At 69.2% G+C, this 23849-nt stretch carries 23 protein-coding genes; 8 read left to right on the forward strand and 15 right to left on the reverse strand.

The genetic code is table 11. The annotated features are described in order from the left end of the window. Nucleotides 1-3: 3 nt before the first annotated feature. The 10 genes from ACW175_RS04040 to ACW175_RS04085 form a co-directional block, all read right to left on the reverse strand. A complete protein-coding gene (locus ACW175_RS04040; protein WP_492103371.1) occupies nucleotides 4-861 on the reverse strand; it encodes an SDR family NAD(P)-dependent oxidoreductase in 858 nt (285 codons plus the stop codon). 52 nt (nucleotides 862-913) lie between these two features. Next, entirely contained in the window at nucleotides 914-1921 is a 1008-nt protein-coding gene (gene pseG, locus ACW175_RS04045; RefSeq protein ID WP_492103372.1) for a UDP-2,4-diacetamido-2,4,6-trideoxy-beta-L-altropyranose hydrolase, read from the reverse strand. A gap of 114 nt (nucleotides 1922-2035) precedes the next feature. Then, on the reverse strand, nucleotides 2036-2263 hold the full coding sequence (locus ACW175_RS04050) for a hypothetical protein (RefSeq protein WP_492103373.1): 228 nt from the start codon (nucleotides 2261-2263) through the stop codon (nucleotides 2036-2038). A gap of 46 nt (nucleotides 2264-2309) precedes the next feature. Continuing rightward, nucleotides 2310-3467 (reverse strand): mitochondrial fission ELM1 family protein, encoded by a 1158-nt coding sequence (locus ACW175_RS04055; RefSeq protein WP_492103374.1) that lies wholly within the window; start codon nucleotides 3465-3467, stop codon nucleotides 2310-2312. Nucleotides 3468-3569: 102 nt separating this feature from the next. Next, entirely contained in the window at nucleotides 3570-4043 is a 474-nt protein-coding gene (greA, locus tag ACW175_RS04060) for a transcription elongation factor GreA (RefSeq protein WP_099575936.1), read from the reverse strand. A gap of 135 nt (nucleotides 4044-4178) precedes the next feature. After that, nucleotides 4179-5777 (reverse strand): methyl-accepting chemotaxis protein, encoded by a 1599-nt coding sequence (locus ACW175_RS04065; protein ID WP_492103375.1) that lies wholly within the window; start codon nucleotides 5775-5777, stop codon nucleotides 4179-4181. Continuing rightward, a complete protein-coding gene (locus ACW175_RS04070; protein WP_492103376.1) occupies nucleotides 5774-6124 on the reverse strand; it encodes a hypothetical protein in 351 nt (116 codons plus the stop codon). Before ACW175_RS04070 ends, ACW175_RS04065 begins: the two co-directional genes overlap by 4 nt. A gap of 132 nt (nucleotides 6125-6256) precedes the next feature. Further along, nucleotides 6257-6919: a glutathione S-transferase family protein gene (locus ACW175_RS04075; RefSeq protein ID WP_492103377.1), complete on the reverse strand. Its 663-nt coding sequence runs from the start codon at nucleotides 6917-6919 to the stop codon at nucleotides 6257-6259. A gap of 88 nt (nucleotides 6920-7007) precedes the next feature. Next, a complete protein-coding gene (locus ACW175_RS04080; protein ID WP_492103378.1) occupies nucleotides 7008-9542 on the reverse strand; it encodes an ABC transporter permease in 2535 nt (844 codons plus the stop codon). Further along, entirely contained in the window at nucleotides 9539-10216 is a 678-nt protein-coding gene (locus tag ACW175_RS04085; RefSeq protein WP_492103379.1) for an ABC transporter ATP-binding protein, read from the reverse strand. The genes ACW175_RS04080 and ACW175_RS04085 overlap by 4 nt, the downstream gene beginning before the upstream one ends. 57 nt (nucleotides 10217-10273) lie before the next feature. On the opposite strand from ACW175_RS04085, the gene ACW175_RS04090 reads away from it, so the two are divergent. Further along, complete coding sequence (locus tag ACW175_RS04090; RefSeq protein ID WP_492103380.1) at nucleotides 10274-10924, forward strand: arylesterase; 651 nt, start codon at nucleotides 10274-10276, stop codon at nucleotides 10922-10924. Nucleotides 10925-11019: 95 nt separating this feature from the next. Then, on the forward strand, nucleotides 11020-11439 hold the full coding sequence (locus ACW175_RS04095; RefSeq protein ID WP_492103381.1) for a hypothetical protein: 420 nt from the start codon (nucleotides 11020-11022) through the stop codon (nucleotides 11437-11439). Nucleotides 11440-11446: 7 nt separating this feature from the next. Here ACW175_RS04095 and ACW175_RS04100 read toward each other — a convergent pair whose 3' ends face one another. Next, nucleotides 11447-11893, reverse strand: coding sequence for a hypothetical protein (locus ACW175_RS04100; RefSeq protein WP_492103382.1), 447 nt, complete (start codon nucleotides 11891-11893; stop codon nucleotides 11447-11449). Between the two features lie 174 nt (nucleotides 11894-12067). Next, on the reverse strand, nucleotides 12068-12517 hold the full coding sequence (locus tag ACW175_RS04105; protein WP_492103383.1) for a DUF7684 family protein: 450 nt from the start codon (nucleotides 12515-12517) through the stop codon (nucleotides 12068-12070). Between the two features lie 113 nt (nucleotides 12518-12630). On the opposite strand from ACW175_RS04105, the gene ACW175_RS04110 reads away from it, so the two are divergent. After that, nucleotides 12631-12879 carry a hypothetical protein gene (locus tag ACW175_RS04110; protein WP_492103384.1) on the forward strand — a complete coding sequence of 83 codons (249 nt, stop codon included), beginning with the start codon at nucleotides 12631-12633 and terminating at the stop codon, nucleotides 12877-12879. A 59-nt stretch (nucleotides 12880-12938) separates the two neighbouring features. After that, nucleotides 12939-13358: a hypothetical protein gene (locus ACW175_RS04115; protein WP_492103385.1), complete on the forward strand. Its 420-nt coding sequence runs from the start codon at nucleotides 12939-12941 to the stop codon at nucleotides 13356-13358. 104 nt (nucleotides 13359-13462) lie between these two features. Here the strand turns inward: ACW175_RS04115 and ACW175_RS04120 are convergent, their stop codons facing one another. Beyond that, nucleotides 13463-15148: a sensor histidine kinase gene (locus ACW175_RS04120; protein WP_492103386.1), complete on the reverse strand. Its 1686-nt coding sequence runs from the start codon at nucleotides 15146-15148 to the stop codon at nucleotides 13463-13465. A gap of 232 nt (nucleotides 15149-15380) precedes the next feature. Between ACW175_RS04120 and pgsA the strand changes: the two genes are divergently transcribed. Then, nucleotides 15381-15998, forward strand: coding sequence for a CDP-diacylglycerol--glycerol-3-phosphate 3-phosphatidyltransferase (pgsA, locus tag ACW175_RS04125; protein WP_492103387.1), 618 nt, complete (start codon nucleotides 15381-15383; stop codon nucleotides 15996-15998). A gap of 104 nt (nucleotides 15999-16102) precedes the next feature. Further along, the gene (locus tag ACW175_RS04130; protein ID WP_492103388.1) at nucleotides 16103-17884 is read left to right on the forward strand and encodes an SLC13 family permease; all 1782 of its coding nucleotides are present in this window, start codon (nucleotides 16103-16105) and stop codon (nucleotides 17882-17884) included. Nucleotides 17885-18190: 306 nt separating this feature from the next. On the opposite strand, the gene ACW175_RS04135 is transcribed toward ACW175_RS04130, so the two are convergent. Beyond that, nucleotides 18191-18400 carry a hypothetical protein gene (locus ACW175_RS04135; RefSeq protein WP_492103389.1) on the reverse strand — a complete coding sequence of 70 codons (210 nt, stop codon included), beginning with the start codon at nucleotides 18398-18400 and terminating at the stop codon, nucleotides 18191-18193. 282 nt (nucleotides 18401-18682) lie between these two features. Between ACW175_RS04135 and ACW175_RS04140 the strand changes: the two genes are divergently transcribed. After that, complete coding sequence (locus ACW175_RS04140; protein ID WP_099575950.1) at nucleotides 18683-18892, forward strand: cold-shock protein; 210 nt, start codon at nucleotides 18683-18685, stop codon at nucleotides 18890-18892. 120 nt (nucleotides 18893-19012) lie between these two features. After that, nucleotides 19013-20215, forward strand: a complete 1203-nt coding sequence (locus tag ACW175_RS04145; RefSeq protein ID WP_492103390.1) for a patatin-like phospholipase family protein — start codon at nucleotides 19013-19015, stop codon at nucleotides 20213-20215. A gap of 112 nt (nucleotides 20216-20327) precedes the next feature. On the opposite strand, the gene ACW175_RS04150 is transcribed toward ACW175_RS04145, so the two are convergent. After that, complete coding sequence (locus ACW175_RS04150; protein WP_492103391.1) at nucleotides 20328-23585, reverse strand: hypothetical protein; 3258 nt, start codon at nucleotides 23583-23585, stop codon at nucleotides 20328-20330. Nucleotides 23586-23849 lie beyond the last annotated feature (264 nt).

Genomic DNA, 23849 nt, shown 5'->3' on the forward strand with positions numbered 1-23849 from the left:
GCTCTAGTTCGCGATCAATCCCAGCCGTTTGGCCGTGATCCGGTCCAGCGTCCGCTTGGGCAGGATCTCGGTCATCAGCACCTGCATCGGCGAGGGCGAGACGACGTAGCGGACCTTGGGTCTCGCGGTCGTCAGCGCCGTGTGGATGACCTCGGCGATCTTCTCCGGCGGCAGGCCCGACTTGCCGATCGCCAGCATGTAGCTCCGCAGGCGCTCCAGGGCAGGGGCGTAGACGGTATTGGCGTAGCGTGTGGTGTCGATCTGGTCGGCCTTGTCCCATATCGGCGTGGCGACCGCGCCGGGGGCGACGACCACGACGTCGACGCCGAACGGCATCAGCTCGCGGCGCAGGGATTCCGACAGGCCCTCCAGCCCGAACTTGGTCGTGCAATAGGGGGCCATGAACGGGTTGGCGTTGCGGCCGCCGACCGACGAGATGTTGACGATCCGCCCGGGGTCCTTGACCGGCCCGCCGCCCGCGCCGAGCAGGGGCGCGAAGGTCTGGGTGGCGATGACCACGCCCGTCAGGTTGACCTCCAGCTGCTGGCGCCACTCGTCGACGGGCAGGTACAGCAGCGGCCCGGCCACGGCGACGCCGGCATTGTTGATCAGACCCGCCAGAGTCGCGCCGGCCAGGGCCCTCTCGACCTGGCGCGCGGCGGCCCGGACGCCGGGACCGTCGGTGACGTCGAACACCAGGGGCGTGAAGGCGTCGCCGAACTCGTCCTGCAAGCGGTTGGCGTCGGCCTGCTTTCGGACGCTGCCGAAGACGTGAAAGCCTCTTCCTATCAATACCTTGGCCGCCGCCCAGCCGATGCCGGTGGATACCCCGGTGATCACCACCGATTTCTTCCGCGCCATGTCGCCCCCTCGCTTGGTCAAGGCCAAGATAGAGGCAGGCGAACGCTGTTCGCTAGAGGGCTTGCGTCGCGAGCAGGGCCAGGAACGCTTCCGCCGCCCGATCCGCCCCTCTTCCGTCGCACACGGCGGCGCTGGCGGTCGACAGGGCCGCGCGCTTGTCGGCGTCGGTCAGCAGCGATCGCACCGCGTCGACGAAGGCCGTCTCGAAATCGGGCGCATCGACCGCCAGGCAGGGCGTGACCCCGACGGCCTCCAGGGCGCGCGCGGCGGCGACCTGATTGTCGGCCAGGATCAGGGTCAGGGCGGGCAGGGCCAGGACGCAGCGCTCCCAGGTCGTCGAGCCGCCAGCCCCGATGGCCAGGTCGGCAGCGAAGACCCGTTCCGGCATGTGCTGGGTGTCGACGTGAAGCTCCAGCCGCGGGTCGTCGGCGGCCAGGGCCCAGAGGACCGGGAGGCTGGGAGCGCCGCCGCCCAGGACCACGTCCAGCGTCACCGCGCCGATGATCGGCCGCAGCAGCGCGACCACGCGACCGGTGATCCCGCCGACGTCGGTCAGGCCCAGCGAGACCAGGATCCGGCCCACCGGCGCGCGCTCGGCGCGGCGCGCCAGCGCGGCCGCGCGCAAGGCCGCGAAGGCCGGGCGGACGGGGGCGTAGTCGGGGCCGAGCAGCAGCTTGGCGGTCGGCGGGACCAGGCCGGCATAGTCGCGCGCCGTTCGCGCCGGGCCGGAGTCCAGGACCAGATCGGCGGCCAGCGGCCGGTCGGCCAGGTCGTCGATGACCAGGCTCGGGCGACCCTTGGCGATCGCGCGGTGGTCGTCAGCGGTGAGGGCGTAGCTGTCGAAGACCACGGCGTCGAAACCCTCGTCGGTTTCGGCCCGGGTCATCTCCGGCGCGAAGGCGTCCAGCACCGTGGCAACCTCGGGGGCGACCTCGGGCGAGGCCAGGAACGCGCAGGTCGCGCCGCGCGCCTCCAAGGCTCGCGCCAGGGTCAGCGACCGCATCACATGGCCGCCGCCGACACGGGATCCGGCCGCGCAGACGAAGAGGATGCGGGTCATGTCTAGAAAAGGGGGAGGCTCAGCGGCGGTCGCTGCGCATGGACAGCCAGAACACGACCAAAGCAATGCCCGCGCCGCCCAGCATCGTCAGTGTGAACTGAAGGAAAGGGTCCATTAGTCCTCCAACGTCTTCAAGACATAGTGGAGAACGACCTGCAGGGCAATGAACGTGACGACGGCGCTGAGGAAGTTCGGGGGGCTGAAATGGCCAGCCATCAGCGGCTGAAGGCCCACCGAGATGAGGAGCGCGACGGACACGGCGTTGCAGGTGGTCGCGACCGCTTTACGCTGCTCGTTGCGGGCCGTCTTGGTGATCGGGATCGGCGTAGGGCGCTTAACCATGTCGCGAACGTAACGCGAACATTCGCGCGCTCGCAAGCCGCAAAAATCAGGCTTTTGCTTTTGTCGCCCGGGGCTTCCTAGGCTTGGGCGCCGGCTTCTCGGCGGGCGTTTCCGTGACCCTCTCGACCGTCTTCGCGCGAGGCTTCCGCTTCGGCTTCGGCGCGTCCTCGACCGCCTCCGCCTCCGCCTCGACCTCGACGACCGGTTCCGGGATCTCCACGCCGATCCGGCTCAGCACTTCCCGCGCCGCGCGGTCGGTCTCGTTGACGGGCGCATAGGACCAGCCGTGGAAGGCGCCGCCGTAAGGCCGCGCCGCGCCCTGGCTTTCCAGCTCCTCGTGGAACATGCGGAACTTCAGGCTGGAACCGTCCATCTTCAGCACGAACACCGGCTTGCCGGTCGAGGCCGCCTCGGTGGCCATGTTGGTCGAGTCCTCGGTGACGAGGATGTAGTCGGCCGCCGCCAGGAAGGCGAAATAGGGGTTGGGACCTTCGCCGCCCCAGACCACGCCCGGCAGGTGGCGCAGGCGGGCGGTCATCAGGGCGCGGGCCGGTTCGGGCGTGCGCCGCGAGAAGGTCATGAGCAAGGACCCGCCGTCCTGCTCCAGCGGGATCTGGATCGAGTGGGCGATCTGGGCCGCGCGCTCGCTGGAGAGATCGAAGGCCTTGGACTTCCCGCCGACCAGCACCGCCACGCGCGGATGGGGCAGGGGATCGATGACATCCGCGAAGGCCGCGTATTCGCTCGTAAGCCGGGCGGGGGTCACGCGGTGCGGCGATCCGGTGATCGGCAGGATGTTGTCGCCGGTCAGGCGGTCGTGCTTGGGCGGGATCACCAGGTCGAACATGGTGGCCGGCACGCGGGGGTCCTGGATCTGAACCACGAAGGTCTTGCCGCCAGACCAGCGCTTGGCGCGGATCGACAGCGGCAGGGTGGCGCGGCCGGCGGCGATCCACAGGTCGGGCCAGTCGCCGTCCTTGGCTTGGGGAATGCCGCTTTCCGGCGTCAGCCAGCGCTTGGGCAACAGGTTCAGCCACCACGGCAGGCGGCCGATATCGCCGCTCCAGCCCACGCGCTTGACGGTGACCTCGCAGGGAACCAGGCGCGCGATCGCCTCCGACAGGCCCACGACCTGGGCCTCGATGCCGGCGCGGCCGTCCGATACGGCCCACACTTTCAGAGGCGGTTTCGAAGCTTCGACCAAGCCGTCGACTCCGGGCAACGCAAAACGAAACGAGGCCGCTCGCGAAAAGCGGCCTCGCTCCATTGTACTCGATTTATGGCGCGGCTGGGGCGGCGGACCGCCCTACAGCCACTCCACCTTGGTGATCTCGTAGGCCTTGGTGCCGCCGGGGGTGTTGACCTCGACCACCTCGCCGACTTCCTTGCCGATCATCGCCCGCGACAGCGGCGAGGACACGGAAATCCGGCCCGACTTCACGTCCGCCTCGTGCTCGCCGACGATCTGGTAGCGAGCCGAGTCCTCGGTGTCTTCGTCGATCACCGACACGGTCGCGCCGAACTTCACCTGCTTGCCCGACAGTTTCGACACGTCGATCACCTGAGCGCGCGCGATCTTGTCCTCGATCTCGGCGATCTGGCCTTCGATCCAGCCCTGACGTTCTTTCGCGGCGTGATACTCCGCGTTTTCCGACAGGTCACCATGCTGGCGCGCCTCCGCGATCGCGGCGATGACCGCCGGCCGTTCCACGGTCTTCAAACGCTTCAGTTCTTCGTCGAGGGTTTGATACCCACCGACGGTCATCGGCACTTTTTCCATTGCGGATTTTAGCTCGGACGCCTTTGGGAGGAAAATTCTTCCGGTCGAGGGCGCTCACGACCGGGGGCTGGGAGGATAGGCGCCCAGCTCCGTAGACGCAAGGGGGGCGGCCAGCTTGTCCCCAAAGGCCGTGCGTCAGGCCCGGCGGCGGATCGGGCCAGCGTCGCGCGGCAGCTCGAACTGGCCCACCAGATCTGCCAGCAGCGCGGCGTCGGCGTTAAGGGTCTGGGTGGCGACCGAGGTCTGCTCGACCATCCCGGCGTTCTCCTGCAGCACCTGATCCATCTGGTTGACGGCGCTGTTCACCTGGGAGAGGCCGTGGGCCTGGCTCTGCGCCGAGCTGGCGATCTCCGAGACCAGGGCGTCGATCTCGGCGATCTGGGCCACCATCTTCTCCAGCGCCGACCCAGTGCGGCCGACGAGACCGACGCCGGCGTCGACCTGCTGGGTCGAGGCGGTGATCAGGGCCCTGATTTCCTTAGCCGCCTCGGCGGAGCGTTGAGCCAGGGCCCGGACCTCCTGGGCGACGACGGCGAAACCCCTGCCGCTGTCGCCGGCCCGGGCGGCTTCCACGCCCGCGTTGAGAGCCAGCAGGTTGGTCTGGAAGGCGATCTCGTCGATCACCGAGATGATGTTGGTGATCTCCTGAGACGAGCCCTCGATGGCGGTCATGGCGGCGACCGCCTGCTGCACCACCTCGCCCGAACGGCGGACGTCGTCGCGGGTGCGGGCCACCACGTCGGCGGCCTTCTTGGCGCCGGAGGCGGTCTGGCCGACCGTGGCGGTAATCTCGTCCATGGCCGCGGCGGTCTCTTCCAGGTTGGCGGCTTGACGTTCGGTGCGGCGCGCCAGATTGACCGAGGCGTCGGCGATCTGGTCCGAGCCGGCGCGCACGCCGTCGACTCGGCCCTCGATCACGGTCAGGGCGTCCGCGAGCTTCGCGGCGGCGGTGTTATAGTCGGCGCGCAGGGCCTCGTAGGCCTCCGCGAAGCGCTGGTCCAGGCGGGTGGTCAGGTCGCCGCGCGCCATGTGGGAAAGGGCTTGGCCAATGGCCGCGATAGCGGCGTCGCGCTGGACCTCGGCGCGTTCGCGGGCGGCGGTGTTGACCGCGCGGCTCTCCTCTTCGGAGCGCCGGGCGTCATTGGCCGCGTCATGGGCGGCGCGGGCCTCCCCGACAGCGTCCTCGGCCTTGGCGCGCGCGCTCGCGGCGACGGAGAACATCGAGTTGACGCTGGCGGTGACGGCGATCAGCGCCCCGGCCTCGACGATCAGGATCACGGCGTGGACGATGACGCGGCCCAGGCTGGCCGAGCCGGGGAACACGGCGCTGGGCAGCAGGTACGACAGGCCCAGATGATGCACCGCGACGGTCGCGGCCGCGGCCGCGATGACGATCCAGTCGCAATAGACGACCAGCAGGGCCAGGGCCGCGAAATAGGCCATGTGCATGTCGGTCTGCCAGGCATGGCCGCCCAGGGCCGAGACCAGCAGCGACACCTGCGCCATCAGCGCCACGCCGACCAGCGCGCGGCCGGCCGAGGTCTCGCCCGCCAAGCGCCGCGCCAGGCTGGCGGCCAGCGCGGCCAGCGCCGAGGCCACGGCCAGGCCGGTCACCGCGTCATGTACGGCCAGGCGCGCGCCGACCACCACCGGGATCATGGCCCAGGTCAGCACGGCGATCATCTTGCCGCCTATGCGGCGTTGAGCGTCGAGATTCGAGAAGGCGAGGTTCACGACAAGGACTCCGGAGCCGGGCGCGCGCAAGCGCCAGCGAGGGCGGGATCGAGCAGAAACAGCGCGCCGGCGGATCTGGCGCGTTCGGAGAGGTTGGCGGGATCGCCCCGCAGGATGACGATGAAGGGAACGGCGCCGACCCCGGCGATATCGGCGGCCGCGCCGCTTGCGCCGATCACCTTGGCGGGGCTCCACCAGGGCGGAAAAACGGCCGCCACCCGGCCGGGTGTGCGCGGCTGGGCGTCGACGGCCACGGCCGCCAGCAGGCTTGCCAGGACGCCCAGGACGCCCAGCGCCGCCGGCCCGGCGACAGCGGCCCGGCGCGTCTGCTTGGTCCGGATCGTCAAGGTCGCGCGGTCTCCGTGCGCCGGGAAAAGCCACGCGGCGTGCAGCGACCTTTGAGGCAGTCTGGGTGAGCGAATGCTTAAGATCGTCTAAAGGCGACGCTTGGCCGCAGGGGGGGGGCGGCTGGCGTGATCTCAAGCGTAGGCGTAGGGCCCGCCCTTCTCCAGCGCCCGTTGATAGGCGGGGCGGGCGTGGATCTTGGTCAGGAAGGCCTTCACGTGCGGGCGGTCGCCCGCCCCGGCGCGCGCGGCGCCAGCTTCCAATGGGAAGCTCATCATGATGTCGGCGGCGGTGAACTCAGGCCCGGCGAACCACGGGGTCTTGGTCAGCTCGGCCTCCCAGTAGTCGACATGGGCCTTCAGCTGCGGGTCGACGAAGCCCTGCTGAGCCTTGCTGGCGATCGACTTGACCAGGCCCTTCAGCAGGCCCGGCGCGCGGTCTGGCAGGGCGGTGAAGACCAGCTTCAGCAGCAGGGGCGTCATGGCCGAGCCCTCGGCATAGTGCAGCCAGTAGGTATAGCGCAGGCGCTCGGGACCGCCGGCGGGCGGGATCAGTCGGCCTTGGCCGTAGGTCTCGATGATGTACTCGACGATCGCCCCAGTCTCGGCGATGGTCTTGCCGTCGTCGGTGATCACCGGGGACTTGCCCAACGGGTGGATCGCCCGCAGCTCCGGCGGCGCCAGCATGGTCTTGGCGTCGCGCTCGTAGCGCTTGACCTCATAGGGAACGCCCAGCTCCTCGAGCAGCCAGAGCACGCGCTGGCTGCGCGAATTGTTGAGGTGGTGGACGACGAGCATCGGGCGTTTCCCCATCATGAATATCTTGTCGCGAGAACGATGGTCGCGTGTTCAGCGTTCGGCAAGGTCTGGCGCCGATGGGTGAAGCCTAGTCGCCCCGCAGCACCGGCGCGGGACGTTGCGACAGCGCCAGGCTGGCGGCGATCAGCCCGCCCAGGGTCGCCAGGCCCGTCGCGCCGGCCAGCAGCACCAGCACCCCGCTCCAGTCGACGCTCCAGCTGGCTTCGAACACCTTGACCACCACCGGCCAGGCGGCGGCGAAGCCGAAGGCCACGCCGGCCGCGCCCGCGATCAGGCCCACCGCGCCATATTCGATGACATAGGCGACCAGGATCTGACCGCGGGTGGCGCCCAGCACCTTCAGCGTCGCGGCCTCGCGGGCCCGCGCCCTGGCCCCGGCGGCGATGGCCCCGGCCAGCACCAGCAGGCCCGCCAGGCCCGCGACCGCCGCCGCGCCGCGCACGGCTAGCGCCAGGCGGTCGAACAGGGCCGCCGCCGCGTCCAGCTGCTCGCGCACGCTGATCACGTTGACGCCCGGAAACACCTCGCCCAGCTTGCGGGTCAGGGTCGCCTCCTGCGTTCGGCTGAGCCGGGCGATGGCGACGCTGCGCAGCTCCGCGCCCTCCAGCGTGGCGGGGTTGAAGATCAGGTTGAAGCTGGGTCCGAAGCCGCCGAAGTCGATCTTGCGCAGCACGGCGACCTTGGCCTCGATCTCGCGGCCCAGCACCAGGACGGTGATGGTGTCGCCGACCTTGAGGTCCGCCGCCTGGGCGATCTCGGCGCTCAGCGCGACCTTGGGCGGACCGGTGTCGTTGGCGGGCCACCAGCGGCCGGAGACCACGCCGGCGCTCTTCGGCTCCTGGGCCAGCAGCGACAGGCTGAGGTCGTTGTCGAAAGCCCAGCGCTCCGAGCTCTTGATCGCCTTCACGTCCACCGGCTTGCCCTTCAGGGCGATGATGCGGCCGGTGGCGAAGGGCATCCGCAGATAGGCGTCCTCGCGCAGCGGGCCGATGACGCTGGCCACGGCGGCGTCGAAGGCGGTCGCGCGGTCGCCTGGGATCTCGGTGAAGACCATGGCCGGGGCGGTGCGCGGGGCGACGTCGCTGACCTGGGCCAGCAGCGCCGACTGGATCAGCACCACGCAGGCCAGCAGGGCCACGCCCAGGCCGATGGCCGGGCTGGCGGTCCGCGCCGCCGAACCGGGACCGGCCAGATTGGCCAGGCCCAGCTTGACGGGGCCGCGCGTCAGGCCGCGCGCCTTGCCCGCCAGCCACGCGGCCGAGCGGCCCAGGACGGTGAGCAGGCCGAAAGCGACGGCGACGCCGGCGATCATGATCGCCGCGGCCAGTGGGGTCGGGGCGGTGGCCACGGCCAGGGCGGCCAGGCCGATGCCGGCGACGACCGCGCCGATCGTCTCCAGGCCCAGCGGCAGGCGAGCCTTGGGCGCACGGCGGAACAGGGCCGACGGCGGCGTGACCCGGGCGCGCGCCAGCGGGATCAGCGAGAAGGCCGCCGCCGCCAGGATCCCGAACAGCCCGGCCTTGGCCAGGGGCAGGGGATAGACCTTGAACAGCGCCGGGATCGGCAGGCTCGAACCGGCCAGCTGCCCCAGGATCAGCGGCGCGACGGCCCCGACGGCCAGGCCGATCGCGACGCCCAGCAGGGCCAGGACCCCGATCTGGATCAGGTGCAGGTCGCGGATCAGGCCGCTCTCGGCGCCCAGGGCCTTGAGCACGGCGATGGCCGGCTCGCGGGTCGACAGATAGGCCGAGACGGCGCCGGCCACGCCCAAACCGCCGGCCACCAGCGAGGCCAGGCCGATGAAGCCGAGGAAATATTCCAGTTGATCGATCAGGCGCCGCGCGCCGGGGGCGCTGTCCAGGCGGTCGCGGACCCGCAGGTGGGCGTCCGGCAGCGCCGCCTGCACGGCCTTGCCGATCGCTCGGGGATCCTCGCTGGGCTTCAGCGCCACGCGGACGGTTCGGCTGGTGAGGCCGCCGGGCGCCATCAGGCCCGAGCGCTCCAGCACCTCGCTACGGACCAATACGCGCGGGGCCATCGAGAAGCCGCGCGACAGGCCGTCGGGCTCGCTGACCAGGCGGGCGCGCACGACCAGGGTCATCGGGCCGGCCTCGAACCGGTCGCCAATCTTCAGGCGCAGGCGGTCCAGCAGCGCCGGCTCGACCGCCGCGCCCGGCAGGCCGTCGCGGTCGGCCAGGGCGGTCGAAAGGTTCGACGCGCCTTGGAGGGTCACCGACCCGGCCAGCGGGAAACGGTCATCGACGCCGCGCAGGCTGACCAGGCGGCGCTCGCCAGTCGGCGCCTCCGCCATGGCCCGCGCTACGGCGGCGTAGGTCGTGACGCCCAGCTTGTCGAAGGCGGCGCGTTCCTTGTCGGTGAAGTCGCGGTTTTCCACCGAGAACGACAGGTCGCCGCCCAGGATCTCGCGCGCCTGGCTGGCCAGGCCCTGGCGGAAGGCCTCGGCGGTCGAGCCGGCGGCGGCGATGGCGGCCACGCCCAGGGCCAGGCAGGCCAGGAAGATGCGGAAGCCGCGCACGCCCGAGCGCAACTCGCGGGCCGCGAGGCGGAAGGAAAGAGGCCAAGAAACGAAAGGAGTGTTCACGAGGCGATGCGCCCGTCGGCCATGCGCACGATGCGGTCGGCGCGGGTGGCCAGACCCGGATCGTGGGTGACCATGACCAGGGCGGCCCCGACCTCGGCGACCAGGTTGAACATCAGGTCGGCCACCGAGGCGGCGGTCGCGCCGTCCAGGTTTCCGGTCGGCTCGTCAGCGAACAGCAGGGCCGGCCGCGCGGCCAGGGCGCGGGCCAGGGCCACGCGCTGCTGCTCGCCGCCCGACAGCTGGTGCGGATAGTGGGTCAGGCGTCCGGACAGGCCCACGCGACCCAGCCAGTCGCGGGCTGTGGGCAGGGCGTCGCGGGTTCCGGCGATCTCCAGCGGGGTGGCGACGTTCTCCTCGGCGGTCATGTTGGGCAGCAGGTGGAACGACTGGAACACCAGCGCCGCCCGGCCGCGCCGCAGGCGGGCCCGGCCGTCCTCGTTCAGCTTGGACAGGTCCTGGCCGAACAGCCGCACCGCGCCGGCGGTCGGCTCTTCAAGCCCGGCCCCGACCGCGATCAGCGACGACTTGCCCGAGCCCGACGGCCCGACCACGGCCACGCGCTCGCCGGCGTTCACGGTCAGGTCGACGCCGCGCAGGATGTTCACGGGGCCGGCGGAGGAGGGCAGGGTCAGGGCGACGGCGTCGAGAACGAGAGGCGAGGCGTCGTCGGTCATGGTGTTTCCCGCGAGACCGGTCCTTGTTCGGCCGGCAGCCTGACTACATAGGAAGGCATGAGCCCGACCGCACAGCGTTTTCTCGACCTTCCCATGGGCCGCCGCCGCATTTTGCTCGGCCTGGGTCTCCTGACCCAGATCGCCGCCGCCCCGAAGGCGCAGATCGTCACCGTACTAGGCGACTCGATCACGGCGGGCCTGGGCCTGCCGGCGCGCGACGCCATGCCGGCCCAGCTGCAGGCGGCGCTGGGCAAGCTGGGCGTTTCGGCCTTGGTCCGCGCGGCGGGGGTCTCGGGCGACACCAGCGGCGGCGGCCTGGCGCGGGTCGGCTTCAGCGTCGCGGCCGACACCCAGCTCTGCGTCGTGGCCTTGGGCGGCAACGACCTGCTGCAGGGGATCGAGCCGGCCCAGACCAAGGCCAATCTGCGCGGCGTGCTGCGGAAGCTGAAGGCGCGCGGCATCGGCGTGGTGCTGGTCGGAGTCGCCGCGCCGCCGGCCATAGGCGCGTCCTACGCCCGCGAGTTCAACGCCCTCTATCCCAGCCTGGCGCGCGAGTTCGGGGTTCCGCTCTACGCCAACATCCTGGCCGGGGTGGGCGGCAATTCGGCCCTGCTGCAGCGCGACGGCATCCATCCCAACGCCGTCGGGGCCAAGCGGATCGGCGAGGCCCTGGCGCCGGTCGTGGCCAAGGCCCTGAAGGGGCGTTGAAAGTCCACTCAAGCCTGAATGGAGGCATCTTGACTTGAGGGTATTTAAAGTTGAGCTTCCGGGCTCGGAAAGCTTATTCGCGTAAGAGGGCACGCATGGTTATGGGGAAAAAGACGTGGGCGGTAATGGCCGCTCTGGGGGTTCTGGCCGCGTCCAGCGCCCAGGCCGCCGACAACAATGCCGCCAAGGGCGCTGAAAAGCTGGCCAAGCTGCTCGAAGGGCGCACCGCCGGCGCGCCGGTCGACTGCATCGAGACGCGCAAGATCATCACCACCGATATCTTCACCGGCACGGCCATCGTCTACCGCCTGCGGGGCAGCCAGACGCTTTACGTGAACACGCCCACGGTCGGCGCCGAGACGCTGAGCTCCAGCATGCAGCTCCAGACGCAAGGCTCCCCGACCCTGTGCGCCCAGGCTCCGCTGCTGGGCATGGACAACGGCGGCCGCGGCGCGGGTCCCGGCTTCAACGGCGGCGTCACGCTCGGGACCTTCATCCCGTACGAAAAGCCGTAGCCGGTATCTAAAAGTCCCGCCGCGCGGGCGGGTGGTCCAGCGGCTTCAGGTCGGGGTCCACCCACCAGCGGCGGGCCTCGACCGAGAACAGCCGCGCGCGCGACCAGTGGGTCAGCGGCCAGTCCTTGTCGCCCAGCGGCGAGGCCAGCAGCAGGGCGGCGGCCTCGGCGTCGGACGTCCCGGGCGGCAGGGCCGCCTCGAAGGCGCGGATCTCGGCGAGGTAGGCCTGGGTGATCGTCTCGTGATAGCCGCTGGTCTCGGTGTTCTGGCCGCCGACCGCGACATTGTAGGTGCGGATCACCCACGGCAGGTCGCGCTCGAGGTTCTCATCGCGCAGACGGACCAGGCGCAAGGTGGCCGTCAGGTGCGCGGCGTGGGTCCACTGGTCCTTGGGCAGGCTGCGGTCCAGCAGCCCCTCGGCCAGCGCGGCGATCTCGGCGTCGGTGTAGCTCATGCGGTCAGGGTTTAGCTGAATCTTTGCAGGCGCGTCAGGTCCTCGCGCAGTACGCCGTCATCCCCGCCTCCGTGGCGGAAATCTATCGGGACGGGCGATCGTCCCGACCCTGGCGATCCGAAGGTCCGCGTGCCGGAAGGATGCTGGCGGCGAATTTCGACCCGTCGCGGACGTTCAGCTCGTCTGCTGTTGAGCAACCTCCAGCATTTCGAGAAGCGTGGCGCGTCGGTCAGCGGGGCCAACGTCCACGATGATCGTCTCGTCGATTGGGACGGTGGGATGGTGGGCCGTATGCTCGGAGAACCAGAAGGTTTCAGACAACGGCTCGTGGTCGTGCCAGGTCGTTATGACAAAGTCGTCGTCCGGGATTCCCTCGCCAACGAGAGCTTCGGCTCCGCCAAGAGCAATGAGGTTCGCCCAGTCCACGCTGTCGTCCCAAGCGCTGCTGTCCGGCCCCCATGCCATCATGTAAAGGCACCCGCTCCGCACGAGCCAGTCGCTTATCTTCGCTCGCCACTCCGACGACGTGTCTTGCTCCACGACCACAACCGCCCGGTAGGGGCGTTTTGGACCAATGTCGGGAGGGTCCTGGCCGGAAGGCAAGTGAAAGTAGCTGGCCGTCATTGGTGCAGCGTGGCACGGCTTGAGCGTTGGCGTTAGACCCTAAGTTCTGCTTCCCACCCGTTGGCGACCCTCGCGATGTCTGGTGATATCCGCCATCGCCGCCGGAGTCCGAGATGCCGCTTTTCCGCTATCACATTACCTGCGGTGCCGAGACGAGGACGATCGAGCTTCGGAAAAGTAATCCCCAGGGCTGGCTGCTGGATGCTGTCACGGCGGCCTTCCCGGAGATCGCTTCACGACGAGCCGCAGACGTCATGCGACTGCGGCTCGAAGCTGTCAGCGGCGTAAAGCAATCCTGGCAGGCCATGCTCCCTGATGAGCGCACCGACCTAATGATCCAGGTCTCCGAAACGCGTCGCTGACGTCCACTGCCCGCCCTCAACGGACAGTTGCGGCGCCCAATATCTGCTATCGTATCAGCATGAAGCTCTTCCCGACGCTTTTCGCTTGCGCCCTGGTCGCCGCGTTCGCGAACGGTGCCCGAGCCGCAGATCCTATCGGCTTGGTTCGGTATACAAACCTCCGATACATCGCGGAGGCGGATGACTATGTAGGTTTGAACCTCGGCATATCGACTGGGCTAAGCCCCGTTGTCAGCTACGAGCTGTGCGAAGGCTGGTGTAGTGGCGCACTTAGCTTTCCTGCAAAAATTGAAAGCGGGGTGATCCGCTTTACCGTGAAGCAGGAGCTGGTGGACCAAGCGGGCAACGCTGTGCCGCCGCTGGTCTATCGCGTGGAGGCCAGGCTCGTCCGAACGCTGCTTGGCCGTAGAATGATCGTGACGAGCCCAGACAACCCAGACTTTCATGAGGTGCTCAAGCCGGCCAAGGACGCCCACTAGCGACGTCCTTTTCCCACCTCGTACAGACGATCGGAATGTCCGCTGTTCGGGGTGTCGGTGGAGGCTCCCGCCGCCAGGACGGGCGGGCGGCGCTTCCCGCCGCCTCAGAACGCATTGCTCCACCGCACCTGCTCGGGCAGCGGCAGACTGGCCTCGAACACCAGGCCGTCGGGCCGGAAGTCGAACCGAGCCTGGCCCTTCTGTTCGCGGCGGATCGAGTTTTCGATCAGGCGGGTGCCGAATCCCGATCGCCCGGGCGGCGTCACCGGCGGGCCGCCGACGTCGCGCCAGGTGAAGAGCAGGTTGTCGGTGACCGGATCGCGCTTCCAGGTCAGCTCGACCCGGCCGCCCGGCGCGGACAGGGCGCCGTACTTGGCGCTGTTGGTGGCCAGTTCGTGGAACACCATCGACAGGCCCACGGCCGTATGGGGCGGCAGGGACACCTCGGGACCGGAGCGGTCGACGCGCTCGACATGCGCGCCCAGGCTGGCCTCGACCAGGGCGGCCATGTCGGCCTCGCGCCAGCCGGTGCGGGTCAGCAGGTCATGGGCCCCCGAGAGCGCGATCAGCCGGTCGGTGAACACCTCGAGCGGCGCGCCGCCATCCGCGGAATTCGGGGTCTTGGCGAAGGTCTGGCGGGCCAGGGCCTGGACCGTGGCCAGGGTGTTCTTCACGCGGTGGTTCAGCTCGTTGATCATCACCCCCTGGCGCTCTTCGCGGGTCTTCAGCTCGTGTGAGGCCTGGCGCAGGGCGGCGTGGACGGCGGCGATCTCTTCCAGGCCGTCGGGATCGGCGGGCGGCAGGGTCTCGCCGCGACCGATGACGCCGGCGTCCAACACCAGGCGACGGATCTCCTGGTTGATGCGTCGCGAATAGATCAGGGCCAGGGCGACGCCCAGCACCAGCAGCAGCAGGAACACCCCGGTGCCCAGGGCCACGGCGCGGTTGACCGTGCTGGCCAGGTCCTCGCGCGGGATGGCCACCACCAGGGTCCAGCCTGTCTGGGGCGAGCGGGTATAGGCGACCCTGGTAGGCACGCCTTCCAAGGAGACGCTCTTGCTGACGCCTTCGGTCGAGTGGCGAAGGTTTTCCTCCATGTCCTTGGAGGCCAGGCGTCCGGTGAAGGTCTCGTTCAGCCGCGAGCGGGTGATCACCCGGCGGTGGTTGTCCAGCACGGTGGCGACCCAGCGGTCGGGCACCCGCTGCTGGCGAAACACAGAGGCGAACGAGGCCGCGTCGACCACGTAGGACAGGACGTAGAACTTGCCCTTGACCACGATCGGCGTGCCGACCGTGATCACCGGCTTGCCGGCGACGGGGCCGTCCAGCAGGTCCGAGACCTTGCTGCGCCCGGCCGAGTAGGCGGCGGCCTCCTCGCGGGTGCGCTTAACGCGGGGCAGGGGCCCGCCATAGGGCTTGAGCGTGTTGATCACCTGCTGACCGTCCTGGTCGGCGACCACGATCCAGCCGGCGCGGCGCTCCGTGGCGCGGCGGGCGCGGGCGTGGAAGGCGGCCCAGTCGCCGTTGATCAGCGCCTGGTCTGTGGCCAGGGTCTCGGCCACCGAGACGCCCACCGCCGCCTGGCGGTCGACGGCGCCGTTCAGGGCCCGGGCGGTGGTGACCAGCTGTTGGTAGAGCTGTCCGCGCGACTCGCGGTCGGCGCTGGCCAGCAGGAAACCCATCGACAGCAGGGCGGGAACCAGCAGGCTGATGGTCAGGAGCACGAGCCGGCCGCGCACCGAACTGGCGCGACGCCGACGCCTGAAGCCTCGCTGATCCCGGTCTTGCATGCCTGGGCAGGCCCGCCATGACGAGCGCCTCGCCGCTCTTGCGACTTGTATAGCGAAGCGAGTCGCGGACGGCGTCTCAAAAATCGGAGGTCTCGGTTAAAGCGCGTTAGGCAAAGTGTGAGCGGTTTTGTCGCCCGGACGCGCTTCAAGACCTTAAGACTGGAGCCTTCCAATGAAGGCTCTAGCGCCGGACCGTATCCGAGAGCGGCGTTTGTGCGTTATGAACAGCGCCATGAAGAACCTGCCCAATATCCTGACCGGCTCGCGCCTCGTGATGGCGCTGTTCATGTTCGTCGCCCTGGCGGCCGCGGCGGGGGCCGTGCCTTATCTGAGCGAGACCCTGACGGCGGACGCCCAGCTGCGGCTGGAGCGCTGGGCGTTCTACGCGTTCGTGGTCGCCTCGGTGACCGACTTCTTCGACGGCTGGCTGGCGCGCAAGCTGGACGCGGTCAGCGTCTGGGGCGCGATCCTCGACCCGATCGGCGACAAGATCCTGGTCTGCGGCGCCCTGCTGGGCCTGATGGCCCTGGGCCCCAACGCCATGGTCGTGCTGCCGGCCGGCCTGATCCTGTTCCGCGAGTTCGCGGTCAGCGCCCTGCGCGAAGTCGGCGCCGGCAAGGGCGTGAAGCTGCCGGTGACCCTGCTGGCCAAGTGGAAGACGACCCTGCAGCTGGTGGCCATCGGCGCGGAGCTGATTCTGGCCAGCTGGGGCGCTTTCGGCCTGTCGCCCGAGCCCAGCGTGATGGGCGGCTTCACGGTCGTGGCCCACGGCCTGCTGTGGCTGGCGACCCTGGTGACGCTGATCACCGGCGCGCAATACTGGGAAGCGGCGCGCAAGGCGCTGGTTTAACCGTCCGCGCGGCTTCTCTCCTCCCCCCCAATGGGGGAGGAGAGTTTTGAACCATCCTCGTCATTCTCCCGTTCCCCCCAAGCACAGCTTCGGGGACTTCACACGTGACACTGCACCAAGGCCTCGCGTTCGGTCTGATCGCGGGCGCCATCGCCGCCTTTGTCTGGGGGCGGTGGCGCTATGACCTGATCGCCCTGGGCGCGCTGGCGGTCGGCATTGCCATCGGCCTGATCCCGGTGAAGGAGGCCTTCAACGGCTTCGCCAACGACATCGTCATCATCATCGCCAGCGCCCTGGTGCTCAGCGCCGCCGTCGCGCGGTCGGGGATCGTCGACCTAGTCATGGCCCCGCTGCTGCCCAGGCTGAAGGACGAGCGCACCCAGGTGCCCGTGCTGGCCGGGACGACGGCGCTGCTGTCGATGGCCACCAAGAACGTCGGCGCCCTGGCCCTGATGATGCCCAGCGCCTTGCAGATCGCCCGCCGAACGGGCGTGTCGCCGGGACGCCTCCTGATGCCGATGAGCTTCGGCTCGCTGGTCGGCGGGCTGGCGGTGCTGGTCGGCACGTCGCCCAACATCATCGTCTCGGAGGTGCGCCAGCAGGCGCTGGGACAGCCGTTCAGGATGTTCGACTTCTTCCCGGTCGGCGGGATACTGACGGTCATCGCCATCGCCTACCTGACCTTCGCCTACCGGCTGCTGCCGCGTGATCGCAAGGCGGCCATCGATGTCGACGCGGCCCTGGCGGCCAGCGCCTATGTCACCGAGGTCGAGGTTCCCGAGGGCTGGGGCTTCCACGCCGGCAGCGTCGGCGCTCTGAAGAAGGCCGCCGAGGGCGCGGTCTCGGTGGTCGCCATCCTGCGCGGACGCAAGCGGATCGAAGCCCCGCACGCCAATCTCAAGATCCATCCCGGCGACGTCCTGCTGTTGGAGGGGCAGCAGCAGGAGCTGAACCAGCTGATCGTTTCGGCCAAGCTGAGCCTGCGCGACGCCAGCCGGCCGGTGGCCATGAACGAGCCGACCGAGGAGGTCCGCGTGGTCGAGGCGGTGATCGGCGGCGAGAGCGACCTGATCGGCCAGTCCGCCCGCAGCGTCACCCTTAGCCACACCCACGGCGTCAACCTGTTGGGCGTGTCGCGCAGCGGCCACCGCATGGCCGGCCGCCTGGCGACCATCCGCCTGAAGGCCGGGGACATCCTGGTGCTGCAGGGGGCCGAGCAGTCGCTGCCGGGCGCCTTGCAGGCCTTGGGCCTTCTGCCGCTGGCGGAACGCGAGGTGCGTCTGGGCGGGGTGCGGCACGCGGTGATGCCGGTGGCGATCCTGGCGGTGGCCATGGCCCTGGTGGCCGCCGGCGTCGTACCCGTCGCGGCCGGCTTCTTCGGGGCGGCGGTGCTGGTGGTGGCCGTCGGCGCCTTGCGGATGCGCGAGGCCTATGCCGCCCTGGAAGCGCCGGTGCTGGTGCTGGTCGCGGCCCTGATCCCGGTCAGCGACACGGTGCAGAAGACGGGCGGGGCCGACCTGATCTCGGCCTGGCTGTCGGGCGCCTTCCACGGACTGCCGCCGATCGCCACCCTGACGGCGATGATGGCGGTGGCCATGGCCGCCACGCCGTTCCTCAACAACGCCGCCACGGTGCTGATCGCCGCCCCGATCGGCATGGGCGTGGCCCAGCGCCTTGGCCTGTCGCCCGACCCGTTCCTGATGGCCGTGGCGGTCGGGGCGGGCTGCGACTTCCTCACGCCGGTCGGACACCAGTGCAACACCCTGGTCCTGGGGCCGGGCGGCTATCGGTTCGGCGACTACGCCCGGCTGGGCGCGCCGCTCACCGTCCTGATCCTGCTGATCGCGCCGTGGCTGATCGCCTGGATCTGGCCGTTCGCGAAGTAAGACGCGGGGTGTTCTCTTCCCCCTCTCGCGGGAGGGGGCCGCCGAACGGCGGTGGAGGGGGTCAGCGCCGCGCGCTTGAGCCCGCGCTGTCCCCCTCCGTCTCGTCGCGTATCCGCGCCGATCCACCTCCCCCAAAAGGGGAGGAGAGTCGTTCAAGCCTCTCAGGCTCGGGCGCCCCGTCCAGCGGCGCTGACCGCTCTTCCGGCGCGCGCTCGGCCCGCATCATCGACGCCAGCCAGCTGGCGCCTGTCTCCCGCAGAACCATCGTCGTCTCCTCGCGATGATGTTTCTGAGAATGAATTGCAATTACGAGTCCCGCAAGGCCGATTTCGCGCTGCTGGCGGTCTTCGAGCGGGCCGCCCGCCTGCGCGAGTCCTCGCGCTCCAGCGGCGTCATCACCTCGGCTACCTGACGGCGCTGGGCGGGGGTGCCGGTGACGTCCAGCCGCCGGGCGTTGGACAGCAGGGTCTTGAGCTCGGTGTCGCTGAGGGTGGGAATCTTCTCGATCAGGGTCATGCCAAGCTCCGGAGGTCGGGCGAACGGTAGGGTCCGCCTGACGAGGCAACGCTTGAAGCCCAACGGGGGTCCGGGATTCCCGTTAAGTAGACCGGAAATTCCGGCCTTGATTTCTGAAATAAAATCGCCGATCATGAGCTATCGAATTCGCTGCCGCTCGGCCTGCTATTCCTTGCTCCCGTGGTGGAGCGCCGGACGCGCCTTCCGAACTTCCAACGAAATTTGATCGTCGATCGGGACGTTTTCGGCCGACGAACACACTTGTCTACAAGGATACTCACCATGGCTACTGGCACCGTGAAGTGGTTCAATTCCACCAAGGGCTTTGGCTTCATTCAGCCGGACAACGGCGGCGCGGACATCTTCGTGCACATCTCGGCCGTCGAACGTGCGGGCCTCGGCTCGCTGAACGAAGGTCAGAAGATCTCGTTCGAGCCTGAAGTCGACCGCCGCAGCGGCAAGACCTCGGCCGGCCAACTGCAAGCGGTCTAATCGACCCTCGCAGTCGGACCCACGGGTTCAACGGAACAGGCCAGCGCTCGCGCTGGCCTGTTTTCGTTTGGGGCGCCAAGAGGCTTGACGCCGCCCCGCTGTGCGGCTTTCCAATCTCCGATGGCCAGGCTTTTCGCCCTTCTCTTCGCCGTGCTGACCCTGGCCGCCTGCGGTTCGCTGCCGCGCGACCGGTTCACGGTCAACGACCTGGCGGGCGAGGCCCCGCGGGGGCTGGCCGACATCCGCTTCAACGCCAGCGACGCCGACGCCAGCATCCGTTTCGCCGACGCCGCCCGCACCCGTCGCGCTCACCAGAAGACCTTCGACGTCCTGGCCATTTCGGGCGGCGGCTCGAACGGCGCCTACGGGGCCGGCGTGCTGGTCGGCTGGACCAAGACCGGCCAGCGGCCCGAGTTCGACATCGTCACCGGCGTCTCGACCGGCGCCCTGACCGCGCCCTTCGCCTTCCTGGGCCCCGATTGGGACCGTCGCCTGACCGAGGCCTATACCAGCGGGGCCGCCGCCAAGATCCTGGAGCGGCGGGGCATCGACCTGCTGTTCCGGCCCGGATTCTACGACAGCAAGGCGCTGCGGGGCCTGGTCGAGAAATATGTCGATCCGCCGATGCTCTACGCGATCACCATGGAGCAGGCCAAGGGTCGGCGCCTGCTGATCGCCACCACCAATCTCGACACCGAGGAGACGGTAATCTGGGACATGGGGGCCATCGCCGCGCGGGGCGACGAGGCCTCGTTGAAGCTGTTCCAGGACGTGCTGGTGGCCTCGGCCAGCATCCCGGGCGTCTTTCCGCCGACCCTGATCCAGGTCGAGGGCAAGGGTCGCCAGCTGTCGGAGATGCATGTCGACGGCAGCGTGACGATCCCGTTCTTCGTGGCCCCGGAGTCGCTGTTGCTGTGGACCGCGCCCAAGACCGGCGAGGCGCGGCCTGGACGGATCCGGGTGATCGTCAACGGCAAGGTCGGCGGGGCCTTCGGCTTCACCAAGGGCGGCACCCTGTCGGTGGTCGGCCGCTCGTGGCTGACCATGAGCAAGGCCCTGTTGCGCACCCACCTGACCGCCAGCGCCGCGTTCGCCCGCCGCAACGGCGGCGGGCTGGTCTATGCGGCCATTCCCGACGACGCGGCGGTCGACACCTCGGGCCTGGACTTCAGCGCCGACAATCGCCTGACCCTGTTCGAGCTGGGCCGGCGGCGCGCCGAGATGGACGTTGCCTGGACCGAACCGGCGATCCCCGAGGCCGCGCCGCCGACCGCCGCGCCCGTCGCCGCCGCGCCCTCCTCGGCCTCGATGTTCCACCCTTAGCGTCGTCGGATCCGGCGGCTCGACAAGAAAAGGGCGGCCGGCCTAAGCCGCGCCGCCCTTCGAAAGGTCCCGTCGCCGCCTGCGCGGCGGCGGCGGGACAGACTGATGGTCCTTAGAGCGTCAAGACCGCGCCGGCGACCGTCGACGCCGCCAGGTTCAGCGTTCCGACCAGCTTGACCGCATAGTCCACACCGGCGGTGAAGGTGGTGTTGTCGCTGTGATCGAGCACGACATAGGTGTCGCCGGCGAACACGAACCATGTGACCACCGGCGTCCCCGCGCCGGTGGCGCTGGCGGCGGCGGCGTCAAGCGAGGCCGCCAGGGAGCCGCCCGCCGCGACCGCCGCGCCCAGCGCGCCCGCCGTCGGCGCCTGGCCGGTGAAGGTGATCGTATCCGCGGCCCCCATGCCGGTGATCGCCGTGAAACTGGCGCTGCTGGCGGTCGCGGCGCTGAAGGTGACGTTGTCGGCGCCCGAACCGACGTCGATGGTATTGGCGCCGCCGCCGACGGAAATCGAATCGGCGCCCGTGCCGGCCGTGACGGTGTGGTTGCCCGTCGTCGCGGTATAGCTGTTGGCGCCGTTGCCCAGGGTGACGATGTTGTTCAGGCCGTTCGAACCCGTGACGTTGTCATCGCCCGAACCGCCGGTGTAGGTCACCGCGCCGCCGGTCGCCGAGGAGAAGTTGACGGTGTTGGCTCCGGTGGCCGAGCCCTTGATCGCCGCGGCCGCCGCGAGGGCGCCCGCGGTGAAGCTGAAGCCGCCCAGGGTTATGCCGCTGGCGTCGACGCTGGTCAGTGCGGTGCTATTGGCGGTCAGGGTCAGGCCGGCGTTGCCGCTGACATTGATGGTCGTGACGGAGTTGCCCAGCCAGGTCACGGCGTCATTGAACGCGCCGGTGGGCGTCGCCTGGGTGTCGGTGACGGTGATGTTGGCCGTCTCGACGCCCGAGGCGGTGATCCCGGTCGATGCGAAGCTCACGGCGCCGGTCGAGCCGTCGGTCAGCTGCAGGTTGATGCTGTCGGAGCCGCCGCCGAAATTGCCCGAACCGAGCGTGTAGGCCGTGCCGGCCCCCGTCAGGACGAAGGTGTCGGTTGAAGCCAGGCCGCTCAAGGTCAAGCCGTTGCCGCCGCTGGTCGAGACATGGTGATAGTTGCCCAGGACGGCGAGATCGATCGTCTGGTTGGTCGCGCCGGTCAGTTGCAGGCGCTCGAAGTTGGTGACCAGGGTGGCGAACGTCCCCGACCCCGAGGCCGTCGCCGCTTGAGCGGCGGTCATCTTCAGGATGTCGACCCCGCCCGTGCCGCCATTGATGGCCTTGGTGACCGTGGTGTTCGTCAGGGTCACGGTGTCGGCGCCCGTGCCGCCGGTGAAGGTGGCGTTGGCGCCGTTGATGGTCACGGTGTTGGCGCCGGTCGTGGCGGACGTGTTGACCGAGGTCACGGTCCCGCTCGACAGGTCGGCCGCGATGCTGGCCGCCCCGGTGACCGTCACGGTCGCCAGGGCTGACAGGCCCGCCGTGCTGGTCAGGGTTAGCTTGTTCGAGCCCGCGATGTTCAGCGTGGTGAGGGCCCCGAAGGTGAAATTGGCCAGGGTCGAGGCCTGGGCGCCGATCGTGGCGTTGACCGTCGTGTAGATGTCGGCGTCGTCCAGCGTGCCGCCCGTCGTGCCGTTCAGCGTCAGGGCCAGGGTCAGGGTCTGGGCGCCGGGCGCCAGGGCGCTGCTGTTGTCAATGATCAGGTTGCTGCTGGTATGGGCGGCGCTGAAGGTCGACAGGGCGTTGCTCGTGATGTTCACCGAGGTCGCGCCGTCGACGCTGATCGATGTGATCGTGGCCTTGGTGGCCGAACCGCCGCCGACCAGGTCGTTGACGGTCACGGTGTTGGCGTTGACGCCCGGGACGCCGGCGGCCTGAGCGATCGCCGTGGGTCCTTTGACGGTCACGGCCGTCGTCGTGGCCTTGCCGTTGACGGTGACGGCGCCCGTGGTCTGGGTCGTGGCGTTGGCGTTGCTGTTGGTCGCGTTGACGGTGACGGTCGTACCGCCGTTCACCGTGACGGCGCCGAGCGCGGTCGCGGAGGTCGAGTTCACATTGACGACCACGGCGCCGGTGGGGGCGGTCGCGCCGCCGACCGTGATGGTTCCAGTCGTGCCGTTATTGGCGTTGACGGTGAGGCCGGCGCCGCCGTTCACCACGATGTTGCCCGCGGCCAGCGTATTGGCGGTGACGGTCGTGGTCGCGCCGGCGCCGGCGGTGACGGTGGCCGCGCCGGTGCTGGTGACGTTCAGCTGGGTGACGCCGGTCCAGTTCGCGACGTTGGTGGCGACGACGGAATTGTCGCCGACGATGGTGACGGTCTCGATGCCGCTCACCGCCGCGTTCGCCGCCGTGAAGGCGCCCGTGGCGTTGATCGTCAGCGTATCGTTGCCCGGGCCGCCGGTCAGGGTGTCAGCGGCGTCAAGCGTCGCGCCGGTGGCCGTGAACGTGTCGTCCGCCCCGCCGCCGTTGAGCGTTTCGGCGCCAGCCACCAGGGTGAACGATAGCGGCGTCGGCGGCGTCGGCGTCGGCGGGGTGACCACCGGCGGCGGCGTGATCACGGTCGGGCCGCGATCGATGGCCTTGCCGGTGCCGTGCGAGAACGAGTCGACCGTCGGCTCGTAGGTCTTGGTGATGTCGGTATTGTAGGTCGCCGAGCCCTGGGCCATGGCGACCATGAAGTTGTTGGCGGCGGCGGCGTAGATGCCGACGTCCGACTTGATCGCTTCGCCCATCAGGTAGCCGGCCGTCGCGGCCTTGAGGGCCAGGTCGATCTCGGCGGCGGTCGCGTTCGGCTTGATCATGCCGGCCGACTGGGCCGTGGCCAGGATCGCGTCCTTGCGCGAGATGATGTCGGCGATCGCGTTCGCGACATTGACGCCGGCCGCGGTCGCGTACGAGCCGCCGATGATCGTCTGATAGATCGAGGCCACGTAGTCGGCGAAGCTCAAAGCCCCGTACTTGCTGGCGAAGGTCGTCGCGCCTTCGCCGACGATGCCCAGGTTGGCGGCGAAGTTGATGTAGCGGTTCTCGATATTGAACTTGGCGTAGTAGCTGTCGTTCAGATCGGCCTGATTGACCGACGAGTTGACCAGGTAGTCGATGCCGACCTTGGTCGGACTCTTGCCCGTGAAGAACTGGTAGCTGAGGATCGCCAGGGCCGTGCTGTTGTCAGCGCTGTTGACGATGTTACCCAGGATCTGGGCGTCGGTGAGCTGACCGTTGGCGCTGAGCACCGCCACCACCTGGAAATTGGCCGCTGTCGCCGCATCGGGCACAACGCCGTCGTGGACGGCGGTCCACGCCTGAATCAGCTGCTCGTACGTGTAAGCCATCCCGTATTCCTCCATTTTTTGGTTTTGCCGGGCATTGTGCGCCTGGATTGTGACGGATCTTAACTTCAACCGAAATCTGCAACTGAAGCCGAGTTGCCGGTGCGCGGATCGCAATCTCGGAGCGCACTTATAAATTGCATTTTCTGCCCGATACACCATCGTTAACAGTAAGCGCTGAACTAGCAAGCGGATGTTTCCAAGCTTGCGGTGAAGCTTTTCAGCGGTTTTGACCCGTTGATGGCGCTGTTGCTTGCGCCTGCTCTC

The sequence above is a fragment of the Caulobacter sp. FV1ye6ST genome, assembly GCF_058681225.1.

What these genes read in the sequence shown, in the direction of transcription:
- ACW175_RS04050 (WP_492103373.1), bottom strand. Translation starts at nt 2,263, where the DNA reads ATGGTTAAGCGCCCTACGCCGATCCCGATCACCAAGACGGCCCGCAAC.
- ACW175_RS04075 (WP_492103377.1), bottom strand. Translation starts at nt 6,919, where the DNA reads ATGCTCGTCGTCCACCACCTCAACAATTCGCGCAGCCAGCGCGTGCTC.
- ACW175_RS04145 (WP_492103390.1), top strand. Translation starts at nt 19,013, where the DNA reads ATGGCCAGGCTTTTCGCCCTTCTCTTCGCCGTGCTGACCCTGGCCGCC.
- greA (WP_099575936.1), bottom strand. Translation starts at nt 4,043, where the DNA reads ATGGAAAAAGTGCCGATGACCGTCGGTGGGTATCAAACCCTCGACGAA.
- ACW175_RS04120 (WP_492103386.1), bottom strand. Translation starts at nt 15,148, where the DNA reads ATGCAAGACCGGGATCAGCGAGGCTTCAGGCGTCGGCGTCGCGCCAGT.
- ACW175_RS04150 (WP_492103391.1), bottom strand. Translation starts at nt 23,585, where the DNA reads ATGGCTTACACGTACGAGCAGCTGATTCAGGCGTGGACCGCCGTCCAC.
- ACW175_RS04115 (WP_492103385.1), top strand. Translation starts at nt 12,939, where the DNA reads ATGAAGCTCTTCCCGACGCTTTTCGCTTGCGCCCTGGTCGCCGCGTTC.
- pgsA (WP_492103387.1), top strand. Translation starts at nt 15,381, where the DNA reads ATGAAGAACCTGCCCAATATCCTGACCGGCTCGCGCCTCGTGATGGCG.
- ACW175_RS04090 (WP_492103380.1), top strand. Translation starts at nt 10,274, where the DNA reads ATGAGCCCGACCGCACAGCGTTTTCTCGACCTTCCCATGGGCCGCCGC.
- ACW175_RS04095 (WP_492103381.1), top strand. Translation starts at nt 11,020, where the DNA reads ATGGTTATGGGGAAAAAGACGTGGGCGGTAATGGCCGCTCTGGGGGTT.
- ACW175_RS04140 (WP_099575950.1), top strand. Translation starts at nt 18,683, where the DNA reads ATGGCTACTGGCACCGTGAAGTGGTTCAATTCCACCAAGGGCTTTGGC.
- ACW175_RS04135 (WP_492103389.1), bottom strand. Translation starts at nt 18,400, where the DNA reads ATGACCCTGATCGAGAAGATTCCCACCCTCAGCGACACCGAGCTCAAG.
- ACW175_RS04100 (WP_492103382.1), bottom strand. Translation starts at nt 11,893, where the DNA reads ATGAGCTACACCGACGCCGAGATCGCCGCGCTGGCCGAGGGGCTGCTG.
- ACW175_RS04040 (WP_492103371.1), bottom strand. Translation starts at nt 861, where the DNA reads ATGGCGCGGAAGAAATCGGTGGTGATCACCGGGGTATCCACCGGCATC.
- ACW175_RS04105 (WP_492103383.1), bottom strand. Translation starts at nt 12,517, where the DNA reads ATGACGGCCAGCTACTTTCACTTGCCTTCCGGCCAGGACCCTCCCGAC.
- pseG (WP_492103372.1), bottom strand. Translation starts at nt 1,921, where the DNA reads ATGACCCGCATCCTCTTCGTCTGCGCGGCCGGATCCCGTGTCGGCGGC.
- ACW175_RS04085 (WP_492103379.1), bottom strand. Translation starts at nt 10,216, where the DNA reads ATGACCGACGACGCCTCGCCTCTCGTTCTCGACGCCGTCGCCCTGACC.
- ACW175_RS04110 (WP_492103384.1), top strand. Translation starts at nt 12,631, where the DNA reads ATGCCGCTTTTCCGCTATCACATTACCTGCGGTGCCGAGACGAGGACG.